Consider the following 23,900-nt stretch of genomic DNA (forward strand, 5'->3'; position numbering starts at 1 on the left):
CTTAGTTTAAATTAATTCAATCAGCGGCGTGAATAATTGCCAGGAAATCCGCCGCCTTCAATGCCGCTCCGCCGATCAGACCGCCATCGATATCCGGCATCGCCATCAATTCTTTTGCGTTCTCTGGCTTCATGCTGCCGCCGTACAGGATTTGCACGCCGGCCGCCGCTACCGCATTCTTTGCTGCCAACTGGCCGCGCAGCACCTGATGCACATCCTGTGCCATCTGCGGCGTGGCCGTCTTGCCCGTGCCGATGGCCCAGACCGGCTCATAGGCCAGCACCAGCTTGGCCACGTCGTCGGCGCTGATCGCGGCCAGCACGACGCCCAGCTGCTGCGCCACCACCGCGTCGGTCTGGCCCGCTTCGCGCTGCGCCAGGGTCTCGCCGATGCAGACGATCGGCGTGATGCCGGCCGCCAGCGCCGCAACCGTCTTGGCCGCCACGTGCGCATCGTTCTCGCCATGGTAGGCGCGGCGCTCGGAATGCCCGATCACCACATAGCTGCAGCCGAAATCCTGCAGCATGGCGGTCGAGATTTCTCCCGTGTAGGCGCCGCCGGCGTGGGCGGAAACATCCTGCGCGCCCCATGCCAGGGCCGTGCCTGCCAATTGCGCCTGGCACTGCGCCAGGTATGGCGCGGGCACACAGACGGCGCTGGCGGCGCCCGAGGCGCTCAAGCCAGCAACTATTTCAGACAATAACACCGCGTTCGAGGTGCGACTGCCGTTCATTTTCCAATTTCCGACGACGAGTTTGCGACGCATAGTAGCCTAAATTCTAATAACCCGTCATTCTAACTCCAGCACCGATGCCGGTCAAACAGGCAGTGCCCCGTTTCAGGCAACTTGCAACATGATCTTGCCCACGTGCGTGCTCGCTTCCATCAAGGCATGCGCCTCACTGGCTTTTTCCAGAGGGAAAGTTTGATAGATCACGGGCTTGACCTTGCCTGCCTCGATCAGCGGCCAGACGGTCGTGCGCAGGTGATTCGCGATGGCCGCCTTGAAAGCGATGGAGCGGGGACGCAAGGTGGAACCCGTCACCGTCAGGCGGCGGCGCAGCAAGGTGCCCAGGTCCAGCTCCGCCCTGGTGCCGCCCTGCACGGCGATCAGGCCGATGCGGCCATCGTCGGCCAGGCAATCGATCTCGCGCGGCAGGTAGTCGCCGCCGACCATGTCGAGGATGACATCGACACCCTTGCCATCGGTCAGCTGCTTGACGACAGCAACAAAATCTTCCGTGCGGTAATTGATGCCCCGTTCGGCGCCCAGCGCCTCGCAGGCGCGCGCCTTCTCGTCGCTGCCCGCCGTGGCGAACACGCGATGACCGAGCGCGGCCGCCAGTTGAATGGCCGTCACGCCGATGCCGGACGTGCCGCCCTGCACCAACAACGTTTCGCCGTCGGCCAGCGCGCAGCGGTCGAAGACATTGCTCCAGACGGTAAAGAAGTTTTCCGGCAGGGATGCGCCTTCCAGCGCCGTCAAGCCCTTGGGCAGGGGCAGGCACTGGCCGGCGGGCGCGGCGCAGTATTCGGCATAGCCGCCACCCTGCACCAGCGCGCAGACCAGGTCGCCCTTCCTGAATTCGGTGTTGGCAAAATCGCCATCGACGATTTCGCCCGCCACTTCCAGGCCCGGCAAGTCGGACGCGCCGGCTGGCGGCGCATACTTGCCCAGGCGCTGCAGCACGTCAGGGCGGTTGATGCCCGCCGCGTGCACCTTGATCAGCAGCTCGCCCGTCTTGAAGGCGGGAACGGGACGCTCGGTGATCTGCAAAACGTCGGCGGGACCTGGCTGGCTGATGGCAACTGCGCGCATGGGTGGACTCTTTGAAGGTAAAACGGCGATTGTACGCCAAGCCGCCGCGCCTTGCAGTCCACCCCTCCCCTGACTAGCCAGCGCCGGTTTTCGACTGGCGCGGCAAGGGCGTGCCCGGCTTCCACTTGGCCGACAGGGCCTGGCCTTCCTCGACCTGCTCATGCGTCATCTTGCGCACCACGGCGGCGCGCTGGTCGGCCGCGTTCGCATTGCCGTTGGCCGCCGCCAGGTTCCACAGCATGTAGGCGATGACGTTGTCCTGCTGCACGCCACCCATGTGGTAGCGGTACATCAGGCCCAGCACCTGCTGCGCTTCCGCATGGTTTTGCTCGGCCGCCTTGCGGAACCAGACCACGGCCTGCTTGTGGTCTTGCAGCACGGAATTGCCCGTGTAATACATGGCGCCCACCACATACTGGGCGTCGGCCTTGCCCTGCTCGGCCGCCTTGCGGTGCCAGAACATGGCTTGCTTGTAATCCTGCGGCAAGCCCCGCCCCATGTAATACATCAAGCCCAGCAGGTGCTGGGCATCGGCATTACCAGTCTTGGCAAGGGGCAGGATTTCCTTGTAGGCCAGGGCGTAATTCTTGTTGTTGTAGGCGCTGGCGCCTTCGACGAAGCCCGCCCGCGCGGGTAGCTGTATGGCGCACAGCATGAGTAATGTAATGATCAGTTTTTTCATCGGAATGGGATGTGGTCTGACTGCTTTTTCTTTTCTGATCCTGCCCACGGCAGGAGCCTCTTATATCCTTACTTCCAGCTTACTTTGCCCAGGCCCTCGACGCTGACATCACGATTGGCCGGCTTGCCGTACACCACCACGGAACCGAGCCCACTCAGGTTCAGCTTGGCGTTCGTATGGGCATTGACCAGGGCATTGCCCAGGCCGCTCAATTCCAGGTTCACGGCATCGGCTTCGAATTGCTTCGCATTCAGGCTGCCCAGGCCGCCCAGGCTGGCTTTCAGCACGCGCCCCCGGCCACCGAGCACGACGGAACCGGCACCCTGCAGGTCGAGCTCGGCCTTTTCATTGTTGCCGACCCATATCTGCATGCTGCCCACGCCGCCCAGGCTGGCATACAGCTTGCGGTAGTCGCCGACCACCTTGATGCTGCCCGCGCCTTCCAGCGACAGGGTCAGTTCCTCGCCCGTAAAGCCCGTGATGTCCGTGCTGCCAAAGCCTTCGGAGCTGAGCTCGCGCAGGCTGGGCAGGACCAGGTCGGCGCGGATCGACGAGGGACCGATCTTGAAACCGCGCACTTCCGTTTCGATATGCAGGGTGTCGCCGCTTTGCGCCGTGCTGACATCGGCGATATAGCGCTTGTCGGCCGTGATGCTCAGCGAAGGCACATTGCCCTGGCGGATGCGCACTTCCATCACGCCGTCGAGCTTGACGCGCACCACGCGCGCGTCGATGGTGCGCATTTCCAGCAAGCGGGTCTCGGCGGACGCCGCGCGCAGCAGGCCCAGTGTCGCCAGGAACAGCAGCGCCAGTTGCAGTGTCTTTTTCATGTATTACATCCTCGATATCTTGTTTTTATCTGTCAGGGCGCCCGCCGGGGACGCCTGCATTGCATCACGCCTTGCCACTCTAGCAGCGTGGAAAATGGCTGACAATCAATTATGCAAAACGGGCTTTTTCGGCGGCGCTCAGGCGCTTGGCCTTGACTTGCACCACGTGCATGGACATGGCGGCCTTGCCTGCGGGCGCGGCCAGGGTGGCGGTGGAGCTGGCCACCTGCAGGGCTGGCGCGGCAGGGGCGATGGCGTAGCAGCTGGCGCCGATCAGGATGGCGGCGGCGACGGCAATGACTTCCATGTTTTTAGCGATGTTCATCTTGTTCTCCTCGGTGTCTGGCAGTGGGCTTGCGGTATGGTGTGACTATAGCCATACCGCGCCCGGCCGGCACGCCGATTGCGACGAACTGCGCTTTTGGCAGGCTGGCCTGACAAAAACGCGGATAGACGTGCATTTCCCAGCAGAGACTGCTTAAAACTCTTCCCACTCGTCGGCGCCGGACTTGGCCGCCTTGACTGCGCTCACCGGCCTGGCAGGAGACAGCGCGCGGGCCGGCGCGCGCGGCGCAGGAGCGGCTGGCTTCGCCTTCAGGCGCGCCACCGGAGCGGATGCCGGCGCTGCCGCAGGCGTATCGCCCAGGCGGAACATGCCGACGGCTTGCGCCAGGTCCACGGCTTGCTCCTGCAGGCTTTCCGCGGCGGCGGCCGCCTGCTCGACCAGGGCAGCGTTCTGCTGCGTCATGGTATCCATGTGCGTGACGGCCGTATTGATCTCGCCGATGCCGGCACTCTGTTCGCGGCTGGCCACGGTGATTTCGCTCATGATGGTCGTCAATTGCTGTACCGACGCCACCACCTGATCCATGGTCTGGCCCGCTTCATTGACGAGGCGGCCGCCGGCATCGACTTTTTCCACCGAGTCGCCGATCAGTTCCTTGATTTCCTTGGCCGCCTGGCTCGAGCGCTGCGCCAGGTTGCGCACTTCGGACGCCACCACGGCAAAGCCCCTGCCCTGCTCGCCCGCGCGCGCCGCCTCGACGGCCGCGTTCAAGGCCAGGATATTCGTCTGGAAAGCGATGCCGTCGATCACGCCGATGATGTCGACGATCTTGCGCGAGCTTTCCTGGATGCCGGCCATGGTGCCGACCACCTGCTGCACCACCTGGCCGCCCTTGGCCGCCACGGCCGAAGCGGAGACGGCCAGCTCATTGGCCGCATGCGCGTTTTCCGCATTCTGTTTCACGGTCGAGGTCAGCTCATCCATGGAACTCGCTGTCTCTTCCAGCGCGCCCGCCTGCGCTTCCGTGCGCGAGGACAGGTCGGCATTGCCGGCGGCAATGTCGGCCGATTCGCTGCGCACCAGGGTGCTGATGCTGCGGATCTGCACCAGCACGGTGGCGATCTTTTCAACGAACAAGTTGAAAGCCTTGGCGATCTGCGCCAGCTCGTCCGACCCATCCGCGTCGAGGCGGCTCGTCAGGTCGCCGTCACCAGTGGCAATGGCTTCCATGGCGTCGCGCACCAGGCCCAGGCGGCGCAGGGCGCGCGCCACCAGCGCGCTCAATGCCGTCGCGGCCAGCACCAGCACCAGCAAGGCCGTCAGGGCCGAGGCACGCAGCATGGACGTGAGCGCCTGCGTCGCTTCCGCGCGGTCCAGCACGGTGGCCAGCAGCCAGTCGCTGCCTGGCACTTTACTCACGTGCAAGATACCGTCGCGGCCGCCGAGACGGATGCTGGCGCCTTCGCCGCTCTTTTCGATATCGGCCAGCGCCTGTGCGCTCAGGCCCGGATCCAGTTCGGCCAGCGGCTTCAGGGTCAGCTTGCCATCCGGGTGGGCGATGATCTTGCCGCCGCCATCGACGAGGAAGGCGTAGCTCGATGCCGTCGGCTTGATCGAGGCGACGTTTTGCACCACCGCATCCATCATCACGTCGGCCGCCAGCACGCCCGTCACGCTGCCCTTGCCGCCCAGCGGCTCGGCAAACGTCACCACCAGCTTGCCCGTACTGGCGCCGATGTAGGGCGCCGTGATGATGGGGCCGCCCACTTCGGAGGCCCGCTTGTACCAGGGCCGCGCCGTGGGATCGTAATCGGCCGCGCGCTGGCGCTCCTGCGAAAATACGGCGTGCTTGTCGGCAAAGCCGACATACGCCATGTCGAAGGTTCCCGCCTGCTCGGCCGCCTTGAGGGCCGGCAAGGGATCGGCGCCCGTGGCGCCCTGCTTGAGCGAAGCGACGACGGCTTGCTTGGAACGCAGCCATTCGGCAATGGCTTGCGCATGGCTGTGCGAAAGCTGCAGCATCTGCGTGTCGAGCGCTGCCAGGGTGCTTGAGCGGGTAGTAAAGAAGTTGGCGATGGCGACGGCCAGCATGGCCAGCACGACGATGGAAACGGCGATGGCGATCAGCCGCGCCTTAAGGGAGGACAACATGGTGCATCCAATAAAAAAAGAAAATCGGGAGGGATGCGCCATGGTCAGGGAATAAGATTTTGTCGTCAAGCAATACCGACTATCAATTACCCATAAACAACAATTGATACCGTGCGGTCATAAACAATTATGGATCAGACATCGCCGCGCAGCTTGCGCAAGGCCGGCGATTCGCCACCCGTGAGCTCGATGCGAAAGCGCGCAAACGCCTGCTCCAGCTCGGCGTACCGGCGCAGGCCGCCTTCTGTGAAATAGCGCCCGCCTGGAATATCGCCCCACGGCAGCGGCGCGCTCAGGGCGCCGCTGCCCGCCAGGGCCAGCAGCGGCTCGAGCGCGCTGCGCAGGTCGGCCACTTCCATGTCGGCTGGCGCCAGGCGCGCCAGCACTTGCTGCAGTTCGGCGGCACAGGCTTGCAATTGCTGCTGGTCCATGTCCCCTCCTCAATTCTTGATGGTGCCAACCAGCACGGGCGCCGACCACAGGCTGCGGTTTGGCAATAAATATTGCTGGGCGCCGCCACGGCGCCGCACCAGGCCGCCCAACTCCTGGGTCGGCGCCACCTGGCTGACGAACACGTTGACGGTGCCCTTGGGCATGATCTGATACACATCATACAGCGGCGCCTCGCTCTTCAAGGGCAGGCCGAAACAGTCGGCCAGGGTGGGGCAGCGGCTGGATGCCTGCTGCAATTGCGCGCTGGTGGTGAAATACGGCGAATACGGCGACACGCTCTGGCCGTGCGGCACGATTTTCACCAGCGCGGCCGCCATTGGCTGCTGCTCCGGCAAGGTGCTGCCGGAAGCGAGCTGTTCGACGGCCCGCGCATACACGGTATCGGCGGAAGCGGCCGGGTCTGCGGCGCGCAGCTCGCGCAGGAATTGCTGGCCAGGCGCGCTTTCCAGATACGGGTCGATGACTTCCCGCTGCAGACCGACCGTCTTGAAAGTGCTGAGGTCATTGATTTCGCGCGCATGTACGGCGCGCAAGGCGTCGATGTCTTGCGCGGGCATGGCCGTGCTGGCCGCGGCCAGCGGTATCGGCAGCGGCACGGGCGTGGGCGCGCCGTCCATCTGCGCCCAGGCAGCGGGCGAGACGGCAAACAGCAAGACGGCGGCCAGCCGGCATAGTGTGTACATGCAGCATCTCCTTGGAAGACTGGTTCAGGGACTTATCCCCTCCCGAATCTACAAGGCGCGGCGGCGGCCGATACGCGCTGGATCAAGGCCGATGCACAAGCCGCCACACGCTTGCGATGCAGCGCAAACAAGGTGCAAAAACCAGGCGTAAAAAAACCGCCAGGGCTTGCGCGCTGGCGGTTTTGATCATGCGGCCGGGGCCGCAGTCAGACTAAGAAGCTTAAGCGGCTGGCGCTTCGTTGCCTTCAGCAGCTTTCATCGACAGCTTCAGACGGCCGCGGTCGTCCGTTTCCAGCACTTTCACGCGGACCAGCTGGCCTTCTTTCAGGTAGTCGGCCACGGCGTTGACGCGCTCGTTGGCGATCTGCGAAATGTGCAGCAGGCCGTCCTTGCCTGGCATGACTTGCACGATGGCGCCGAAGTCCAGCAGTTTCAGCACGGTGCCTTCGTAGGTCTTGCCCACTTCGACGGAAGCGGTCAGTTCTTCGATACGGCGCTTGGCTTCCTGGCCGGCAGCAGCGTCGACGGAAGCGATGGTGACCACGCCTTCGTCGCTGATGTCGATCTGGGTGCCCGTCTCTTCGGTCAGCGCGCGGATCACGGCGCCGCCCTTGCCGATCACGTCACGGATTTTTTCCGGGTTGATCTTGATGGTGATCAGACGCGGTGCGAAATCGGACAGTTCGGTTTTGACGTGCGGCATGGCTTTTTGCATTTCGCCCAGGATGTGCTCGCGGCCTTCCTTGGCTTGCGCCAGTGCCACTTGCATGATTTCCTTGGTGATGCCCATGATCTTGATGTCCATCTGCAGTGCCGTGATACCGTTGCGGGTACCGGCTACCTTGAAGTCCATGTCGCCCAGGTGATCTTCGTCGCCCAGGATGTCGGACAGCACGGCAAACTTGCCGCCTTCCTTGATCAGGCCCATGGCGATACCGGCCACGTGTTCTTTCATCGGCACGCCGGCGTCCATCAGCGCCAGGCAGCCGCCGCACACCGATGCCATCGACGAGGAACCGTTCGATTCCGTGATTTCCGATACCAGGCGCACCGAGTAGCTGAACTCTTCAGCTGCCGGCAGGGCGGCGATCAGCGCGCGCTTGGCCAGACGGCCGTGACCGATTTCGCGGCGTTTCGGCGTACCCACGCGGCCCGTTTCGCCGGTGGCGAACGGAGGCATGTTGTAATGCAGCATGAACGAATCGGTGAACTCGCCCATCAGCGCATCGATCTTCTGGCTGTCGCGGGCGGTGCCCAACGTTGCCACGACCAGCGCCTGCGTTTCGCCGCGCGTGAACAGGGCCGAACCGTGGGTGCGTGGCAGCACGCTGGTGCGGATCGAGATCGGACGCACGGTGCGCGTGTCGCGGCCGTCGATGCGTGGCTCGCCGTCCAGGATTTGCGTACGCACGATTTTCGCTTCGATGTCGAACAGGATGTTGTTCACTTCAGCGCTGTCGATGGACGCGCCGCCAGCGGCAGCCGCTTCAGCCGACAGGTCGGCGATGACTTCCGACGTCGCTGCTTTCAGCTTGGCCGTACGTTCCTGCTTGTCCTTGGTTTGATACGCGTCATTGATCTTGGCGTTGGCGAAATGCGCGACGCGGGCGATCAGTGCTTCGTTTTTCGGCGCAGGCGCCCATTCCACTTCCGGCTTGCCGCCGTCACGCACCAGGTCGTGAATCGCGTCGATGACGACTTTCATCTGGTCGTGGCCGAAGACCACGGCGCCCAGCATGATTTCTTCGGACAGCTGTTTCGCTTCCGATTCAACCATCAGCACGGCCGTTTCGGTACCGGCGACAACCAGGTCCATTTCCGACGTTTTCAGTTGCTGGACGGTCGGGTTCAGGATGTACTGGCCGTTGGCGTAACCGACGCGCGCGGCGCCGATCGGACCGTTGAAAGGCACGCCCGATACGCACAGGGCGGCCGATGCGCCGATCATGGCGGCGATGTCCGGATCGATTTCAGGGTTGACCGACAACACGTGAATGATGACTTGCACTTCATTCAGGTAGCCTTCCGGGAACAGCGGACGGATAGGACGGTCGATCAGACGCGACGTCAGTGTTTCTTTTTCGGAAGGACGGCCTTCGCGCTTGAAAAAACCGCCCGGGATTTTACCGGCAGCATAGGTTTTCTCGACATAATCAACCGTCAAAGGGAAGAAATCCTGGCCTGGCTTGGCATCTTTGCGTGCCACTACCGTTGCCAGAACGACGGTATCTTCGATCGACACCAGCACTGCGCCGGATGCCTGACGTGCGATTTCGCCGGTTTCCAGGGTCACTTGGTGTTGACCGTACTGGAAGGTTTTCGTAACTTTGTTAAACATGGGGTATCCCTTTTCTAATTGCCGACAGATTTTCAGGGGCTGTCGTTCACCTCACCACAGGCGGCGGAAACACCGTTGCCGCCTTTACTACTTTACTTTTAAAACATGACATCGGTAGAGAATACTGCACTTGCCGACAAAAATCCGGATTTCAAATGACAAAATGCCCGCGTCAGCGAACTGGCGCAGGCATTTCTGTATAAACCTTGTACGGCAAAAATTACTTGCGCAGACCAAGTTTAGCGATCAGGTCGCGATAACGGGTAGCGTCTTTAGCCTTCAGGTAGGACAACAGGCTCTTACGACGGTTGACCATCATGATCAGGCCGCGGCGGGAGTGGTGATCTTTAGAGTGGGCTTTGAAGTGGCCGTTCAGTTCGTTGATGCGAGCTGTCAGCAGTGCAACTTGCACTTCAGGGGAGCCGGTGTCGTTTTGACCACGTGCGTTGTCCGCGATGATAGCGGCTTTGTTGATGTTTTCTACTGTCATGATAAACCTTTCACATGCGGTGCACAGAGTCTGAACCCTATCCACCGTGAACTACGATTATTAAAATACTGGCCCTAGCTACAAACCAGACGCGCAAGTATATCGGAAAAAAGCCCGCCTGTATCCTGCCGTGCGGGCTTTTCTCGGTGCATGATAGGTTTTTCCTGCATTTCAGGAGGTCAAACATGAAAAAACTGTTCAAATTAGCAACGCCGCTGCTATTTGCCGCGCTGGCTGGCTGCGCCAGCTGGAACGCCCCGCCGCCCCAGCCGGGCGAACCGCGCGCCGCCGTGGAAGCGCGCCTGGGCCGGCCGACGGCAATCTACCAGCTGCCCACCGGTCCCGAGCTTGAATACGCCACGGGCCCATATGGCCAGTACACCTACATGGCCCGCTTCGGCCCCGACGACAAGCTCATTTCCTACGAGCAAGTGCTCGACACGCCAGGCTTCGCCAGGATCAAGGTCGGCGTGTCGACCCAGCAGGACGTGCTGCACACCCTGGGCCGGCCGACGGAAAAATCCTATCTGGCGCTGCCGAAACTGCATGTCTGGTCCTACCGCTACAAGGAGTCGGGCGTGTGGGATTCCATGATGCATGTGCACTTCGACCACGATGGCATCGTGCGCATGATGATGAACGGGCCCGATCCCGCCAAGGAAGAGCGGCGCTTCTTCTGGTAACAAAGGGGCATCACTTGTGTGCTCGTGACAATGTGTGAGTTTTTGCACGGCATTAGCCTGTAAAGTCAGGCGAAAAAAATGGCCAAACTGACATGCTTGGCCGCTCGCCCACCACTAGCAAGGAAGCAGATGCCCCAACACCCGCACAAAGTCCACCGGTTCAGTCGTTTCTATTGCCCCGTCATCCCCGCAATCCTGGTATTGACCTCCATGCTGAGCGCATGCGGCGGTGGCGGCGGCAGTGGCGGCAACACCGTTCCCGTCACGCCACCCGTGACACCACCACCGGCAGGCAGCGCGGATACGCCGCTCTTGCTGACCGCAATCAATGCCGACTCGGCACCCACACTTGCACTGGCCTACGGCGCCACGCCATTGGCCGTGGCGCAAATGGCGGTCGACTGGACAACACGCATCAATACCAGCACTACCGCCTCCCGGACCTGCGGCAACGGCGGCAGTCAGAGTGCCGCCTTCATTGATGCGGACGGCAATGGCCGCGTCAGCGCTGGCGACAAGCTGAGCGTGACGTATGCAAACTGCCGCGTCAAGGAACTCGACGGCGTGCTCGACGGCACCATGAACATCGCCTTCACCACACCGGTGGCACAGCAGCAAATGGCTGGCGTCATCAGCTTCATGCCAGGTTTCGGCGACCGTACGGAAACGCCACGCCAGGATATCATTGGCAGCGTACGCTTCGACTACACCAGTGGAGTCCTCTCCAGGCTGCTGCATGTTTACTCCGACACGCAGCCGTTCGTCATGGCATTTTCCGATGCCACCACCAGCAAGAAAGACACCATTACAGGGCTCGATGTGCAGCATGAATTGCGGCTCGATACCGCGCGCACGGCCACCAGCATCCGCCTCCACCTGGCAAGCAACCTTCTGGGAGGCAGCCTCGATGTCACTACGCGCGCTCCACTGAGCTCGTGGTTCGACAGCTATCCCGATGCGGGCGAACTGCTGCTGAGCGGCGCAAACAACAGCAGGGCCAGCCTGCGTGTCAATGCAAACAATCGCAATCAGTTGGATTCACTGCTTGGCGACACGGTGATCCGCGCGCAGGATAGCCTGGATGTGGGACTTCTCTGGAGCAGCGGCAACTGGCTTCCAGGCAATAAAGCCAATCTGGACTATTACGAAATCAAACCTGTCCTGGCTACCGATTTCAAGCTGCTGGTGTCGCCAGACGTCAGCGCCATGGCACCGAGCGGGAGCTTGTCGTGGGCTTATTCCCGGCCGCTCGACACCACCTCCGTGACCGACGCCCTTTTTCAAGGGAAAAGCGCCGATGCTGGCACCATAGAAGCGAAAATCAGCTACAACGGCGCCATCATTACCGTCACGCCATTGAGCCAACTCAAGGCAGGCGCCACCTATGAGGTGAGCCTCAACGCGAAGACGAATGCACTCGTGCGCGATACGGCCGGCAATGCCTTGTTCACCCCAAGGGTGACCGTGAACGTGGTCCAAAGCATACACGCCGCCATCGGCACCGGCGGCATGGCGCCCTTGTTGCTGGGCCCAGCGGGAACGCTGACGCTGGACGCCGGCGCTTCGTCGGCCAACGGAGCCCCCGTCAGCGGCACGCGCTGGCGGCAGGTGTCGGGGCCGGCCTTGACGATGGACAATCCCAACGCCGCCCGCGTCACGGTCTCGAGCCCGGCTCCATCAAGGGGTATCGCGGTGATGGCGCTCGATGCAACGAATGCCGCAGGCGAAACGGACAGCCGGCAGATCAGCATAGACGTGCTGAGCGACCTTTCCCAAGCCTTGGCCTACAGTTCACGCACCGGTAACGGCGAATTTGAGATCGACAGCACGGCCCGCACCGAGTTCGCACCGAACACGCTCTACGTGGCCAATACAAACGCCTTGCAGTTGCTGTCCCCTACGCGCATCAACGTCTTCCTGCTCGCCATTCCTGGTCTCACCTGGCAGCCGGGGCTGACATTCACTTACGGCGCAGGCAACACCAGTGGCGCCCAGGGCACGGCCAAGGTAGGCTGCTTCGGCGAGAATACAGGCACGGTCCGCGTACTCGATTTCGCGCTTGATGGCGATGGCAGGCTGGCGCGCGCCGCCATTGATTATGACGACAACTGCAACGGCATCGTCACGCAGGCATCGATCCGCTACCGCAGCGACATGCCTGTGCGCAAGTAAGCCGGCGCACAGGCAGGAGGCGCCGCGGGCACGGCGCATCTACGGCTGCGGGTCGATACGCTCATCTTTCGCATGCAGTTTATTGAGTGCCGACAAATACGCCTTGGCCGACGCGACAATGATGTCCGGGTCGGCACCCACGCCGTTGACGATGCGTCCGTCGCGCGACAAGCGCATGGTCACTTCGCCTTGCGACTGCGTGCCCGTGCTGATGGCATTGACGGAAAACAGGACCAGCTCCGCGCCGCTGGCGGCCGCGCTTTCGATGGCGTTGACCGTGGCGTCGACTGGGCCGTCGCCCTGCCCTTCACAGCTCAGCTGCTCACCGCCGGCGATGAATTCCACGCGGGCCCGGGGCACGGCGCCCGTGGTCGACTGCTGCGCCAATGAAATGAAACGGTAGTGCTCACTCACCTGCGCCTGCTGCTCCTCGCTGACGAGGGCCATGATGTCTTCGTCAAAAATCTCGGATTTCCGGTCCGCCAGTTCCTTGAAGCGGATAAAGGCGGCGTTGACTTCCGTTTCCGATTCCAGCGCGATGCCCAGCTCCTGCAGGCGCTGCTTGAAGGCATTGCGGCCCGACAATTTGCCCAGCACGATCTTGTTGGCCGTCCAGCCCACGTCTTCGGCGCGCATGATTTCATACGTCTCGCGCGCCTTCAAGATGCCATCCTGGTGGATGCCGGACGCGTGCGCAAAAGCGTTTGCGCCGACGACCGCCTTGTTCGGCTGCACGGCAAAGCCCGTGATTTGCGACACCATTTTGGACGCCGCCACGATCTGCGTCGTGTCGATGCCCACCGTCAGGTTGTAATACGCGGCGCGCGTGCGCAGCGCCATCACCACCTCTTCCAGCGCCGTGTTGCCGGCCCGTTCGCCCAGGCCATTGATGGTGCACTCGATCTGCCGCGCGCCGCCGATCATGGCGCCGGCCAGTGAATTGGCCACCGCCAGGCCCAGGTCGTTATGGCAATGCACGGACCAGACAGCCTTGTCCGCATTCGGGATGCGTTCGCGCAAGCGCTTGATGGTCGCGCCGAAGATTTCGGGCACAGCGTAGCCCACCGTGTCGGGAAAATTGATGGTGGTGGCGCCCTCGGCGATCACGGCTTCCAGCACACGGCAAAGGAAATCTTCGTCGGAGCGGCTGCCGTCTTCGGGGCTGAATTCGATGTCGTCAGTGAACTGGCGCGCGTAGCGCACGGCATTTTGCGCCTGCGTAAGCACTTGCTCGGGCGTCATGCGCAGCTTCATCTGCATGTGCAGGGGCGACGTGGCGATAAAAGTGTGGATGCGCTTGCGTTCGGCGGGTGCCAGCGCTTCGGCGGCGCGGGCGATGTCGCGGTCGTTGGCGCGCGACAGCGAGCAGATGGTCGATTCGCGCACGGCGCCGGCAATCGCGCGGATCGACTCGAAGTCGCCCTGCGAGGCGGCGGCGAAGCCCGCTTCGATCACATCGACCTTCATGCGCTCGAGCTGCTTGGCGATGCGCAGTTTTTCTTCGCGCGTCATGGAAGCGCCCGGCGATTGCTCGCCGTCGCGCAGGGTGGTGTCAAAAATGATGAGCCGGTTATTGCTAGTCATGGCTGCTCCTCGCTATGGAAAGAAGTGGCTACCGGCCCAGGGTGTCGTCAGTGCTCCGGGTCCGTCTGGATGATGCTGACCGGCTTGCCTTTCGCCATGCGCCAGAAGAACACGGCATAGCCGGACAAGCCATAGGCAACGAAAATCGGGAACAGCACTTTCGGCGGGTCGATGGAAATCAGGGCGAAGAACAGTGCCAGCAGGAATACGACGATGAAGGGCACGGACTTGCGGAAGTTCACATCCTTGAAGCTGTAGAACGGCACGTTGGTGACCATGGTCAGGCCGGCGAACAGGGCGATCGTCCACGAGACCCAGGCCAGCTGGTTGCCGGCGAATTCCAGGTCATTCATGAGCAGGATGAAACCGGCCACCATGGCCGCCGCCGCCGGGCTGGGCAAGCCCTGGAAGAAGCGCTTGTCGACCACCTGGATATTCGTGTTGAAGCGGGCCAGGCGCAAGGCCGCGCCGGCGCAGTAGACGAAGGCGGCCAGCCAGCCCAGCTTGCCCATGCCGCGCAGCGACCATTCGTAGATCACCAGCGCCGGCGCGGCGCCAAACGAGACCATGTCGGACAGGCTGTCGTACTGGGCACCGAATTCGCTCTGGGTATTTGTCAGGCGCGCGATGCGGCCATCGAGGCCGTCGAGGATCATGGCAATGAAAATGGCCCAGGCCGCGTGTTCGAATTTCTGGTTCATGGCCATGACGATGGCGTAAAAGCCGCAAAACAGGGCTGCCGTCGTGAAGGCATTCGGCAACAGATAGATGCCGCGGCGGCGCAAGGTTTTCTTGCCCGCGCCATCGGCCACCGGCTGGCGCACGAATTTGCTGAAGCGGGAAGCTTTGGATGCTGCGGGAGTGCCGTTCTTGCCTCTACGACGGGGGAAGTTTGCCATGTTGTTCCATATCTTGTGTACTGCCGGGGATTCGGTGCCAGAAGGCAGGCGCATGGCGACTACACCATGCGCCTGCCGATGTTGCCATTATAGAGGAGCCACCGCCAAAGAAAAGCGCGGCGGCATCAAGCTGGCAATATTGACGCCTGTTCAAGGCCTATTTGAACTTGACCTTGGCCACCAGACCCATGTTCAGGGTGGTTTCGCCCGCTTCGAAGCTCGGTTCGGCCACCTGGTTGCCGCCATACGCCACGGCATCGGCGCTCATGTTGCGCGCTCCCGTCACGTTGACGCGCTGCGCGTAGTTGCCCGAACCTTCGAAATCGATGGTATCGATCACCGCATCATTGACATTGCGGCCCATGGCGCCAGCGATGGCGGCCACGCGCTCGTTGAGGTTCTTGTAGGCGGCAGCGATACGCTGGTCATCGAGCTTGCGCACGGTGGCCGGCGCCAGGCCGAAATTCAGGCGGTTCAGGGTCAGCACGCCTTGCGCCGCCGACACGGTTTTCGGCAAGGCGGCCAAGTTGGTCGTCGTCACCTGCAGATACTGACCAACGCGCCAGCCCGTCGGCACTCTAGGCTTGGCGACGGCACCGGCCGGCAAAGGCCCCGTTTCCGGGTACACGGCATACGTATAGTAGCCCTGGGTTTTCAGCACGGCTTGCGGATCGGCCTTCTTGACGATGGCCACGCCCTGGTTCATTTTCTGGTTCACGCGCGACGCGGCCGCGGCCTTGTCCTTGTCCTGCTCTTCGATGGCCAGGGTGACGGTGACCTGGTCATTCGCATGCACCACTTCGCCATTGGCAGGCACCACCACGAGGGTGCCGGAAGCAGGCAGGCTTTGCGCCTGGGCGGACAGGACAACGGTAGCGGCGGCAACTGCCAGCATCGATTTCATGACGGTCATTCATTTCTCCTAGGGAATTTACAGGCGGCGCATGGCACAGGACTGCACCATGGCTTTTTACTAAGACATTCTAGCGCGGAAAGAGTTGCTATGTCGCAATGTACATGGCACCGCGCTGCCGCGGCCGCAGGGAGCGGCGCGCGGGAGCAATACAACACGCAATACGGCGCACTTACTTGAACTTGACCTTGCCGACGACACGCATGTCAAGCGTGGTTTCGCCTGGTTCAAAACTTGGTTCGGCAACGGCGCTGTCTTCGCTCATCTTGGCGCTGCGCATCATCATCGGTGCGGCGGCCGGACGGTTTTCAGTGGCGTAATTGCCCGAACCTTCAAAGTCAACGGTGTCGAGCACGGCGTCCGACACATTGCGTCCCATGGCCTTGGCGATGGCGGCCACGCGCTCGTTGAGGTTTTTATACGTGGCGGCGATGCGCTGGTCGTCCAGCAAGCGGATGGTTTCCGGCTTCAGGCCGAAATTCAGGCCGTTCAGGGTCAGCACGCCTTGCGCCGCCGACACGGTTTTTGGCAGGCCAGCCAGGTTGGCCGTTGTCACTTCCAGGTACTGGCCGACACGCCAGGCCGTCGGCAGGCGCGGCTTGGCCACGGCGCCGGCCGGCAACGGACGCTCTTCCGGATACACGGGGTAGGTGTAGTAGCCATACGATTTCAGTGCCGCCGACGGATCGGCCTGCTTGACGATGGCGATACCCTTGTTCATCTTCTGGTTGACACGCGACGCTGCGGCCGCCTTGTCCTTGTCCTGCTCTTCGACAGCCAGGGTCGCAACGACCTGGTCGTTAACATGTTTGACTTCGCCAAATGCGGGTACAACCACCAGGGTGCCGTTGGTCGGCAAGGATTGGGCTTGTGCGCTCAGGGCAACGGTGGCTGCGGCAGCAACAAGGACGGATTTCATCACGGTCATGGGGTACTCCTAGGTGGTTAATTAGTGGCTGACAATCAGGAACGGACGGTGCAATGCACTGTCCCATTTCACTTGAGAAACTTGTCAAACTGTGTAGATTCTAACGCCTCGAAACTTCCCGTGGCGCAAATTAACAAATCGTCACAAAATGCGCTTGCCAGTCACATCTGCTCACATTTTAATAACAACGTTATTTTATATGACGATGATATCAATGTCCCGCCACCACGCCGCCGCTGCGCCGGCCCGGCTTGAAGCTGTAGCGGCGCGCGCGCCAGGCGATGGTCAAGGCCACCAGCAGCAAGGCCAGCATGGCCCACGGGAACGACGCCGCGCCATAACCGTCGAGCAGCATGCCGCCCGCCAGGCCGCCGCCCGCGATGGCCACGTTCCAGATCGTCGCCACCATCGCCTGCGCCACATCCATGCCGTCGCCGGCCGCGTCGGCCGACGCCGTCTGCAGCAAGGTGCCGGCGCCGCCGAAGGTGATGCCCCAGATGGCCATGCTGACATAGATGACGATGGGAGAGTCCATCGCCAGTCCCAGCACGACCACCACCACGGCAAAGGCGGCAATGCAGCCCAGCACCAGGGTACGCAGCCAGCGGTCGATCAGCTGGCTGACCAGCCAGATGCCGGCCAGCGAGCCCACGCCGTACACGAGCAGCACCAGGTCGACGCGCGGACGCAAGCCGGACGGCGCCAGGAACGGCGCGATATAGGTATATAAAATATTATGCGCCAGCATCCACGCAACGATGACAAACAGGATCGGCCGCACGCCCGGCGTCATGAACACTTGCCGGATGCTCAGGCGTTCGCCATTCTTTTGCCCCGGATAATCAGGCACGGCCAGCAATACCCACGCGACCAGCACCACGGCCAGGCCGGACATGATGCCGAAGATGCTGCGCCAGCCCAGCACGCCCCCCATCAAGGTGCCCAGCGGCACGCCCAAGGACAGGGCCAGCGGCGTGCCGATCATGGCAATGGCCATCGCCCTGCCCTGCTGCTCGACACTGACCATGCGGCGCGCATAGCCGGCCATCAAGCCCCAGGCCAGGCCGGCCGCCATGCCGGTGACGAAGCGCGAGGCCAGGGCAACCATATAGTTGGGCGCCAGGGCCGTCGCCGTGTTGAAGATCAAGAAGCCGATGATGGCCAGCAGCAAGACATTGCGCCGGCGCCAGCCGCTCGTCAGGGCCGTCAGCGGGATCGCCGTCAGGATGGAACCGATGGCATAGACGGTGACCAGCTGGCCCGTCATGACTTCGGAAATATTCAGGTCGCGGGCAATCTGCGGCAGCAGTCCGGCCGGCAAGGTTTCCGATAATAGGGCGAGAAACGCCGTCATCGCCAGGGCCAGCAAGGCCAGTACGGGAAGCCGTTCGGCAACGGAAGATTCGGCAGTGCCCGGCATGGGTACTGCGGTGGTGGTGCGGTCAGTCATAGGGGTCCTTCAGATTGCGCAGGCAGCTGGTAAGCCAGCGCCTGGCGTGCTACGAAAGCGGTGATGCGCGTTGCGGTCGGCAGATACCGAAACAGATGCAGTCCACAGGAAACTGCAAAGGAAGGGCGGGATTATATAGGAAGATGAAAAGACAGGAGGCGGGCGAAAAGCGTGCGCGCCAAAACAGCGCGCTCACGCTGGCGTCATGCGGGCATCATTGGCCGCCTTGCGTGGCGAAAACCAGGCATTCGATTTCGGGCTGTACAGGAAGGCGCAGATGACGGCGAACATGAGCGTGCCAGGCAGCACGTTCATCTTCAGCGGCACGCTCGCCAGGCAGATCGCAGTATCGATCACGCCCCACACCAGATATACGGTGCGCGCGCCACGCAGCCTTTGCAGCATGGCCAGCGCTGCCACCAGGGTAATGCCCATGCTGAAGATCATAATCGCGTATTGCACCTCGGCGGGAATCACGCCGTCCGCCATCCCGGCCAGCCTGGCGGAATCGTTGCGGCCAAGGCAGGCCGACACCAGCGCTGACAGGGAGCCGAAAATCAGAAACCAGCAGCTGACGGTGACGGCGAAGGGGCGCTTGAGCACATGGAGATTGCCGACAAAAACTTTAGAAAAAACAAGCATGGCGCTGACGGTATGGTGGACTGGCCTCGATTGTAACGGATGTTGCCTGCCTGCCAGGCGAGGCGTAAAAAAAGCCGGCTTGCGCCGGCTTTTCATGGTGAATCAGCAAAAAATGCTTAGTTCTTCGACTGGTCGACCATCTTGTTCTTGGCGATCCAAGGCATCATGGCGCGCAGTTTCGCGCCCACTTCTTCGATCTGGTGCTCGGACGTCAAACGGCGGCGCGAGATCAGGGTCGGTGCGCCTGCCTTGTTTTCCAGGATGAAGCTCTTCGCGTATTCGCCCGTCTGGATGTCTTTCAGGCATTGACGCATCGCATCCTTGGTGGCCGATGTCACGACTTTAGGGCCGGTCACGTATTCGCCGTATTCGGCGTTGTTCGAGATCGAGTAGTTCATGTTGGCGATGCCGCCTTCATAGATCAGGTCGACGATCAGCTTCAGTTCGTGCAAGCACTCGAAGTAAGCCATTTCAGGCGCGTAGCCCGCTTCCGTCAGGGTTTCGAAGCCGGCCTTGATCAGTTCCACGGCGCCGCCGCACAGCACGGCCTGTTCGCCGAACAAGTCCGTTTCGGTTTCTTCGCGGAAGTTCGTTTCGATGATGCCGGCACGGCCGCCGCCGTTGGCCGAGGCGTACGACAGGGCGATATCGCGGGCGATGCCCGATTTGTCCTGGTACACGGCGATCAGGTGCGGCACGCCGCCACCCTGGGTGTAGGTGGCGCGCACGGTGTGGCCTGGCGCTTTCGGTGCGACCATGATCACGTCCAGGTCGGCGCGTGGCACGACTTGGCCGTAATGCACGTTGAAGCCGTGGGCGAAGGCCAGCACGGCGCCTTGCTTGGCGAACGGCGCGATGTTTTCGTTGTAGACCTGGGCGATGTTTTCATCCGGCAGCAAGATCATGATGACGTCGGCCGCTTTCACGGCGTCGTTGACTTCCGCCACTTTCAGGCCCGCTTGCTCGACCTTGGTCCAGGAAGCGCCGCCCTTGCGCAGGCCGACGGTGACGTTGACGCCCGAATCGTTCAGGTTTTGCGCGTGAGCATGGCCTTGCGAACCATAGCCGATGATGGCCACGTTTTTGCCTTTGATCAAGGAGAGGTCAGCGTCTTTGTCGTAAAAAACTTTCATGGTATTTCCTATATATTTGATGATGCGTTGTTGTTTTAAATGCGGCGCCGGGGCCGCGTAATGCTGCTTATATTTTTATACTTTGAGGATGCGTTCGCCGCGGCCGATGCCGGAACCGCCCGTGCGGACGGTTTCCAGGATGGCGGCGCGGTCGATCGAATCGATGAACGCGTCCAGCTTGACCTTGTTGCCCGTCAGCTCGATCGTGTACGTCTTTTCGGTGACATCGATGATGCGGCCACGGAAGATATCGGCGGTGCGCTTCATTTCCTCGCGCTCCTTGCCCACGGCACGGACCTTGATCAGCATCAACTCGCGTTCGATATGCTGGCCTTCGGTCAGGTCCACCACCTTGACCACCTCGATGAGGCGGTTCAAGTGCTTGGTGATCTGCTCGATGATGTCGTCCGAGCCGCTGGTGACGATGGTCATGCGCGACAGGGTCGAATCTTCCGTCGGCGCCACGGTCAATGTTTCGATGTTGTAGCCGCGTGCCGAGAACAGGCCCACCACGCGCGACAGGGCACCCGCTTCGTTTTCCAGCAAGACAGAAATAATATGGCGCATGATCAGAGATCCTCCGAGCCGAGCATCATTTCGGACAGGCCCTTGCCGGCTTTCACCATTGGCCACACGTTTTCGGACTGGTCGGTAATGAAGTTCATGAATACCAGCCTGTCTTTCATGCCAAACGCCTCTTTCAGGGCGCCGTCGACGTCGCCCGGTTTTTCAATTTTCATGCCCACGTGGCCATATGCTTCGGCCAGCTTTTCAAAGTCCGGCAGCGAATCCATGTACGACTCGGAATAGCGCGAGCCGTAATCAATTTCCTGCCACTGGCGCACCATGCCGAGGAAACGGTTGTTGAGCATGATGATCTTCGGCGTCAGGTGATACTGCTTGCACGTGGCGAGCTCCTGGATGCACATCTGGATCGAGCCTTCGCCCGTGATGCAGGCAACGGTGGCGTCCGGGTTGGCCATCTGCACGCCCATGGCGTACGGCAAGCCGACCCCCATGGTGCCCAGGCCGCCGGAATTGATCCAGCGGCGCGGCTTGTCGAAGCGGTAGTACTGCGCCGCCCACATCTGGTGCTGGCCCACGTCGGACGTGATGAAGGCATCGCCCTTGGTGATCTGGAAGACTTTCTCGACCACCGATTGCGGCTTGATGACCAGGTCGGAGGTCGGGTATTTCAGGCATTCGCGGCCGCGCCATTCGGCGATCTGCTTCCACCAGTTGCTCAATGCATTGACGTTCGGCTTGGCTTCGGCCGCGTCGAGCTGCGCGAGGAACTCGATCAGCACATCCTTGACGTTGCCGACGATGGGAATATCGACCTTCACGCGCTTGGAAATCGACGATGGATCGATGTCCACGTGGATGATCTTGCGCGGATGCGAGGCGAAGTGTTTCGGGTTGCCGATCACGCGGTCATCGAAACGCGCGCCGATGGCGATCAGCACGTCGCAGTTCTGCATCGCCATGTTCGCTTCGTAGGTGCCGTGCATGCCGGGCATGCCGACAAACTGCTCGCTCGATGCGCGGTAGGCGCCCAGGCCCATCAAGGTGTTGGTGCAAGGGAAACCCAGGCGGTCGACCAGCTTGTTCAGCTCGGCCGAGGCATTCGCCAGGATCACGCCGCCGCCCGTGTAGATCATCGGGCGTTCGGCTTGCAGCAGCAATTGCACGGCCTTGCGGATCTGGCCCGAATGGCCCTTGTCCACGGGACGGTAGGAACGCATCTCGACTTCCTTCGGGTAGTCGAAATGGCATTTGTGCATGCTGATATCCTTCGGGATATCCACCAGCACGGGGCCGGGACGGCCAGTGCGGGCGATAAAGAAGGCTTTCTTGATCGTCGCTGCCAGGTCCTTGACGTCCTTGACGAGGAAGTTGTGCTTGACGACGGGGCGCGTGATGCCCACGGTATCGCATTCCTGGAACGCATCCTGGCCGATGGCGTGGCTCGGCACCTGGCCGGAGATCACCACCATGGGAATCGAGTCCATATAGGCGGTCGACAGGCCCGTGACGGCATTCGTGACGCCCGGACCGGACGTGACGATGGCGACACCGACTTTGTTCGAGCTGCGCGAATAGGCATCGGCGGCGTGGATCGCGGCCTGCTCGTGGCGTACCAGGATATGCTGGAATTTGTTTTGCTGGAAGATGGCGTCGTAGATGTAGAGTACGGCTCCGCCCGGATATCCAAAGACGTGCTCGACGCCCTCTTCAGCCAGACAGCGCACGACAATTTCTGCGCCGGTCATGGGTCCTGTTGCTTCGGTATTCATGAAACATTCCTTTCAAGGTCCATTGGAGATTGATCGGATGTTCTTTCCTGACGAAGTTCGCTGTGCGCGACAGTGCTCCTGCTTCCCTTTTCATGCGGTCACGGCATTTCTTTGGGCACCCATAGATACCTTACAAAACAACGCTTAACGCAACTCGTTTGGCCGGAGTTTCTGTGGCGCCTGAACGAACCGCTCGCGCTTGTGGCGCGGGTTAGAACAAACTGCCTACAAATGAAAGCGCGTCTTGCCGCGGATGGCGTTGTGTGCCGGTCGCGACCTGACCATACAGCTTTGGGGTGTTCAAAGCGTCCCATACGTTATCGCGTCGCACCATTATGGTCAAGGAAAATGTCAGCGGAAATGCCTTTTTGCTCATGCAAGGTGCAAAAACCATGCGGAAACGCACATTTTTTGCTAGCATGCCTCAGTTTACAAAATGCAGTCCCGCCTCCCTTTCGCCCACAGCACACGCAGCCGCTAGCTCGCCCCATACCGCATGGCAACAGACAAAGAATTATCCGACTTTCTAGAAAATGTCGAGCGGCGCGCTTTCAAGCAGGCCGCCTACGCGGTCCGCAAGGATGAATCGGCGCTCGATATCGTGCAGGATGCGATGATCAAGCTGGCCGAGAAATACGGCGACAAGCCGGCCGCCGAACTGCCGATGTTGTTCCAGCGTATTTTGCAGAACACCATACTGGACTATTTCCGCAGAGAAAAAGTCCGCAACACCTGGGTCAGCCTGTTTTCCGGCATGAAATCTTCCGGCGACGAGCATGACGATTTTGAACTATTGGACACGTATGAAGCCGAACAGGGCAGCAGCGCCGCAGAATCTTCGGCCGATCAGGTCGAACGCGCGCAAATCCTTGATTTGATTGATGAAGAGGTACAAAAACTGCCTGCACGTCAACGCGAAGCGTTCCTCATGCGTTATTGGCAGGACATGGATGTGGCTGAAACAGCGGAGGCGATGGGTTGCTCCGAAGGTAGCGTGAAAACACATTGCTCCAGAGCTACCCACACGCTCGCCGAATCGCTGAAAGCCAAGGGAATAAAATTATGAACACCGACGATCTCAATTTCGCTTACAAAGTGCGCCATGCACTGAACGAAAAACTCGACGACCTGCCCGCCTCGACCACCGACCGCCTGGCAGCGGCACGCAAGCTGGCCCTGTCGCGCAAGAAAGCCGATGCGCCGGCCGCCGTCGCCGTGCGCAAGGACGTCTTGGCCGGCATCGCCAGCCATTTGCTGGTCGAACCGCTGTCATGGCTGGGCCGCATGAGCGTCATCATCCCGCTGCTGCTGCTGGTCGGCGGCATGGTGGGCATTTATCAGTTTGAGCAGGAACAACATATTGCCGAACTGGCAGAAATCGATGCCGCCGTGCTGTCCGACGAATTGCCGCTGTCCGCCTATATGGACCATGGCTTCAACGCCTACCTGACGAAACGCGAGCAATAA

At 61.4% G+C, this 23,900-nt stretch carries 23 protein-coding genes; 4 read left to right on the top strand and 19 right to left on the bottom strand.

Annotated elements, in window-relative coordinates; all coding sequences use genetic code 11:
• Positions 1–16 precede the first annotated feature (16 nt).
• From tpiA to rpsO, 10 genes are all read right to left on the bottom strand, one after another.
• Positions 17–766, bottom strand: a complete 750-nt coding sequence (gene tpiA, locus ACQ4WR_RS14485) for a triose-phosphate isomerase (protein ID WP_102295133.1) — start codon at positions 764–766, stop codon at positions 17–19.
• 72 nt (positions 767–838) lie between these two features.
• Positions 839–1,819, bottom strand: a complete 981-nt coding sequence (locus ACQ4WR_RS14490; protein WP_102295131.1) for an NAD(P)H-quinone oxidoreductase — start codon at positions 1,817–1,819, stop codon at positions 839–841.
• A 73-nt stretch (positions 1,820–1,892) separates the two neighbouring features.
• A complete protein-coding gene (locus ACQ4WR_RS14495; protein WP_102295130.1) occupies positions 1,893–2,501 on the bottom strand; it encodes a tetratricopeptide repeat protein in 609 nt (202 codons plus the stop codon).
• 68 nt (positions 2,502–2,569) lie between these two features.
• On the bottom strand, positions 2,570–3,331 hold the full coding sequence (locus ACQ4WR_RS14500) for a GIN domain-containing protein (RefSeq protein ID WP_436488049.1): 762 nt from the start codon (positions 3,329–3,331) through the stop codon (positions 2,570–2,572).
• Between the two features lie 109 nt (positions 3,332–3,440).
• Positions 3,441–3,656, bottom strand: coding sequence for a hypothetical protein (locus ACQ4WR_RS14505; RefSeq protein WP_436488051.1), 216 nt, complete (start codon positions 3,654–3,656; stop codon positions 3,441–3,443).
• 153 nt (positions 3,657–3,809) lie between these two features.
• On the bottom strand, positions 3,810–5,768 hold the full coding sequence (locus tag ACQ4WR_RS14510; protein ID WP_436488053.1) for a methyl-accepting chemotaxis protein: 1,959 nt from the start codon (positions 5,766–5,768) through the stop codon (positions 3,810–3,812).
• A gap of 134 nt (positions 5,769–5,902) precedes the next feature.
• Positions 5,903–6,199 (bottom strand): hypothetical protein, encoded by a 297-nt coding sequence (locus ACQ4WR_RS14515; protein WP_436488055.1) that lies wholly within the window; start codon positions 6,197–6,199, stop codon positions 5,903–5,905.
• A gap of 9 nt (positions 6,200–6,208) precedes the next feature.
• Entirely contained in the window at positions 6,209–6,904 is a 696-nt protein-coding gene (locus ACQ4WR_RS14520; protein ID WP_436488056.1) for a hypothetical protein, read from the bottom strand.
• Between the two features lie 220 nt (positions 6,905–7,124).
• Positions 7,125–9,242 (bottom strand): polyribonucleotide nucleotidyltransferase, encoded by a 2,118-nt coding sequence (pnp, locus tag ACQ4WR_RS14525; RefSeq protein ID WP_010399742.1) that lies wholly within the window; start codon positions 9,240–9,242, stop codon positions 7,125–7,127.
• A gap of 220 nt (positions 9,243–9,462) precedes the next feature.
• Positions 9,463–9,732, bottom strand: a complete 270-nt coding sequence (gene rpsO / locus ACQ4WR_RS14530) for a 30S ribosomal protein S15 (protein WP_010399743.1) — start codon at positions 9,730–9,732, stop codon at positions 9,463–9,465.
• Between the two features lie 185 nt (positions 9,733–9,917).
• Here rpsO and bamE point away from each other — a divergent pair, with 185 nt between their 5' ends.
• A complete protein-coding gene (bamE, locus tag ACQ4WR_RS14535; protein ID WP_436488058.1) occupies positions 9,918–10,415 on the top strand; it encodes an outer membrane protein assembly factor BamE domain-containing protein in 498 nt (165 codons plus the stop codon).
• 129 nt (positions 10,416–10,544) lie between these two features.
• Positions 10,545–12,587 (top strand): Ig-like domain-containing domain, encoded by a 2,043-nt coding sequence (locus tag ACQ4WR_RS14540; RefSeq protein WP_436488060.1) that lies wholly within the window; start codon positions 10,545–10,547, stop codon positions 12,585–12,587.
• A 39-nt stretch (positions 12,588–12,626) separates the two neighbouring features.
• Here the strand turns inward: ACQ4WR_RS14540 and ACQ4WR_RS14545 are convergent, their stop codons facing one another.
• The 9 genes from ACQ4WR_RS14545 to ACQ4WR_RS14585 all read right to left on the bottom strand — a co-directional run bounded on the left by ACQ4WR_RS14545 (position 12,627) and on the right by ACQ4WR_RS14585 (position 22,433).
• On the bottom strand, positions 12,627–14,171 hold the full coding sequence (locus tag ACQ4WR_RS14545; protein WP_436488062.1) for a 2-isopropylmalate synthase: 1,545 nt from the start codon (positions 14,169–14,171) through the stop codon (positions 12,627–12,629).
• A 47-nt stretch (positions 14,172–14,218) separates the two neighbouring features.
• The gene (gene pssA / locus ACQ4WR_RS14550; protein ID WP_102295117.1) at positions 14,219–15,070 is read right to left on the bottom strand and encodes a CDP-diacylglycerol--serine O-phosphatidyltransferase; all 852 of its coding nucleotides are present in this window, start codon (positions 15,068–15,070) and stop codon (positions 14,219–14,221) included.
• A gap of 157 nt (positions 15,071–15,227) precedes the next feature.
• Positions 15,228–15,983, bottom strand: a complete 756-nt coding sequence (locus tag ACQ4WR_RS14555; protein ID WP_102295115.1) for an SIMPL domain-containing protein — start codon at positions 15,981–15,983, stop codon at positions 15,228–15,230.
• A gap of 172 nt (positions 15,984–16,155) precedes the next feature.
• Positions 16,156–16,911 carry an SIMPL domain-containing protein gene (locus tag ACQ4WR_RS14560; protein ID WP_102295114.1) on the bottom strand — a complete coding sequence of 252 codons (756 nt, stop codon included), beginning with the start codon at positions 16,909–16,911 and terminating at the stop codon, positions 16,156–16,158.
• Positions 16,912–17,122: 211 nt separating this feature from the next.
• Entirely contained in the window at positions 17,123–18,361 is a 1,239-nt protein-coding gene (locus ACQ4WR_RS14565) for an MFS transporter (protein ID WP_180979432.1), read from the bottom strand.
• Positions 18,362–18,553: 192 nt separating this feature from the next.
• Positions 18,554–19,003, bottom strand: a complete 450-nt coding sequence (locus ACQ4WR_RS14570; protein ID WP_436488065.1) for a hypothetical protein — start codon at positions 19,001–19,003, stop codon at positions 18,554–18,556.
• A 116-nt stretch (positions 19,004–19,119) separates the two neighbouring features.
• Positions 19,120–20,136: a ketol-acid reductoisomerase gene (gene ilvC, locus ACQ4WR_RS14575; RefSeq protein ID WP_034750044.1), complete on the bottom strand. Its 1,017-nt coding sequence runs from the start codon at positions 20,134–20,136 to the stop codon at positions 19,120–19,122.
• Positions 20,137–20,211: 75 nt separating this feature from the next.
• On the bottom strand, positions 20,212–20,703 hold the full coding sequence (ilvN, locus tag ACQ4WR_RS14580; RefSeq protein ID WP_010399754.1) for an acetolactate synthase small subunit: 492 nt from the start codon (positions 20,701–20,703) through the stop codon (positions 20,212–20,214).
• A 2-nt stretch (positions 20,704–20,705) separates the two neighbouring features.
• Entirely contained in the window at positions 20,706–22,433 is a 1,728-nt protein-coding gene (locus ACQ4WR_RS14585) for an acetolactate synthase 3 catalytic subunit (RefSeq protein WP_436488067.1), read from the bottom strand.
• 496 nt (positions 22,434–22,929) lie between these two features.
• On the opposite strand from ACQ4WR_RS14585, the gene ACQ4WR_RS14590 reads away from it, so the two are divergent.
• Complete coding sequence (locus ACQ4WR_RS14590) at positions 22,930–23,499, top strand: RNA polymerase sigma factor (protein ID WP_092795059.1); 570 nt, start codon at positions 22,930–22,932, stop codon at positions 23,497–23,499.
• Positions 23,496–23,900, top strand: a complete 405-nt coding sequence (locus tag ACQ4WR_RS14595) for a DUF3619 family protein (protein WP_102295105.1) — start codon at positions 23,496–23,498, stop codon at positions 23,898–23,900. Before ACQ4WR_RS14590 ends, ACQ4WR_RS14595 begins: the two co-directional genes overlap by 4 nt.

This window comes from Janthinobacterium amylolyticum, assembly GCF_051380655.1.
Classification (GTDB): domain Bacteria; phylum Pseudomonadota; class Gammaproteobacteria; order Burkholderiales; family Burkholderiaceae_D; genus Janthinobacterium.

Excerpts from the sequence above, each read along its gene's own strand:
- ilvN (WP_010399754.1), bottom strand. The coding sequence starts at position 20,703 with ATGCGCCATATTATTTCTGTCTTGCTGGAAAACGAAGCGGGTGCCCTG.
- ACQ4WR_RS14495 (WP_102295130.1), bottom strand. The coding sequence starts at position 2,501 with ATGAAAAAACTGATCATTACATTACTCATGCTGTGCGCCATACAGCTA.
- ACQ4WR_RS14490 (WP_102295131.1), bottom strand. The coding sequence starts at position 1,819 with ATGCGCGCAGTTGCCATCAGCCAGCCAGGTCCCGCCGACGTTTTGCAG.
- ACQ4WR_RS14585 (WP_436488067.1), bottom strand. The coding sequence starts at position 22,433 with ATGAATACCGAAGCAACAGGACCCATGACCGGCGCAGAAATTGTCGTG.
- rpsO (WP_010399743.1), bottom strand. The coding sequence starts at position 9,732 with ATGACAGTAGAAAACATCAACAAAGCCGCTATCATCGCGGACAACGCA.
- pnp (WP_010399742.1), bottom strand. The coding sequence starts at position 9,242 with ATGTTTAACAAAGTTACGAAAACCTTCCAGTACGGTCAACACCAAGTG.
- ilvC (WP_034750044.1), bottom strand. The coding sequence starts at position 20,136 with ATGAAAGTTTTTTACGACAAAGACGCTGACCTCTCCTTGATCAAAGGC.
- ACQ4WR_RS14520 (WP_436488056.1), bottom strand. The coding sequence starts at position 6,904 with ATGTACACACTATGCCGGCTGGCCGCCGTCTTGCTGTTTGCCGTCTCG.
- bamE (WP_436488058.1), top strand. The coding sequence starts at position 9,918 with ATGAAAAAACTGTTCAAATTAGCAACGCCGCTGCTATTTGCCGCGCTG.
- ACQ4WR_RS14590 (WP_092795059.1), top strand. The coding sequence starts at position 22,930 with ATGGCAACAGACAAAGAATTATCCGACTTTCTAGAAAATGTCGAGCGG.
- ACQ4WR_RS14540 (WP_436488060.1), top strand. The coding sequence starts at position 10,545 with ATGCCCCAACACCCGCACAAAGTCCACCGGTTCAGTCGTTTCTATTGC.
- ACQ4WR_RS14515 (WP_436488055.1), bottom strand. The coding sequence starts at position 6,199 with ATGGACCAGCAGCAATTGCAAGCCTGTGCCGCCGAACTGCAGCAAGTG.
- ACQ4WR_RS14500 (WP_436488049.1), bottom strand. The coding sequence starts at position 3,331 with ATGAAAAAGACACTGCAACTGGCGCTGCTGTTCCTGGCGACACTGGGC.
- ACQ4WR_RS14565 (WP_180979432.1), bottom strand. The coding sequence starts at position 18,361 with ATGACTGACCGCACCACCACCGCAGTACCCATGCCGGGCACTGCCGAA.
- pssA (WP_102295117.1), bottom strand. The coding sequence starts at position 15,070 with ATGGCAAACTTCCCCCGTCGTAGAGGCAAGAACGGCACTCCCGCAGCA.
- ACQ4WR_RS14570 (WP_436488065.1), bottom strand. The coding sequence starts at position 19,003 with ATGCTTGTTTTTTCTAAAGTTTTTGTCGGCAATCTCCATGTGCTCAAG.
- ACQ4WR_RS14545 (WP_436488062.1), bottom strand. The coding sequence starts at position 14,171 with ATGACTAGCAATAACCGGCTCATCATTTTTGACACCACCCTGCGCGAC.
- ACQ4WR_RS14505 (WP_436488051.1), bottom strand. The coding sequence starts at position 3,656 with ATGAACATCGCTAAAAACATGGAAGTCATTGCCGTCGCCGCCGCCATC.
- ACQ4WR_RS14555 (WP_102295115.1), bottom strand. The coding sequence starts at position 15,983 with ATGACCGTCATGAAATCGATGCTGGCAGTTGCCGCCGCTACCGTTGTC.
- ACQ4WR_RS14560 (WP_102295114.1), bottom strand. The coding sequence starts at position 16,911 with ATGACCGTGATGAAATCCGTCCTTGTTGCTGCCGCAGCCACCGTTGCC.
- ACQ4WR_RS14510 (WP_436488053.1), bottom strand. The coding sequence starts at position 5,768 with ATGTTGTCCTCCCTTAAGGCGCGGCTGATCGCCATCGCCGTTTCCATC.
- ACQ4WR_RS14595 (WP_102295105.1), top strand. The coding sequence starts at position 23,496 with ATGAACACCGACGATCTCAATTTCGCTTACAAAGTGCGCCATGCACTG.
- tpiA (WP_102295133.1), bottom strand. The coding sequence starts at position 766 with ATGCGTCGCAAACTCGTCGTCGGAAATTGGAAAATGAACGGCAGTCGC.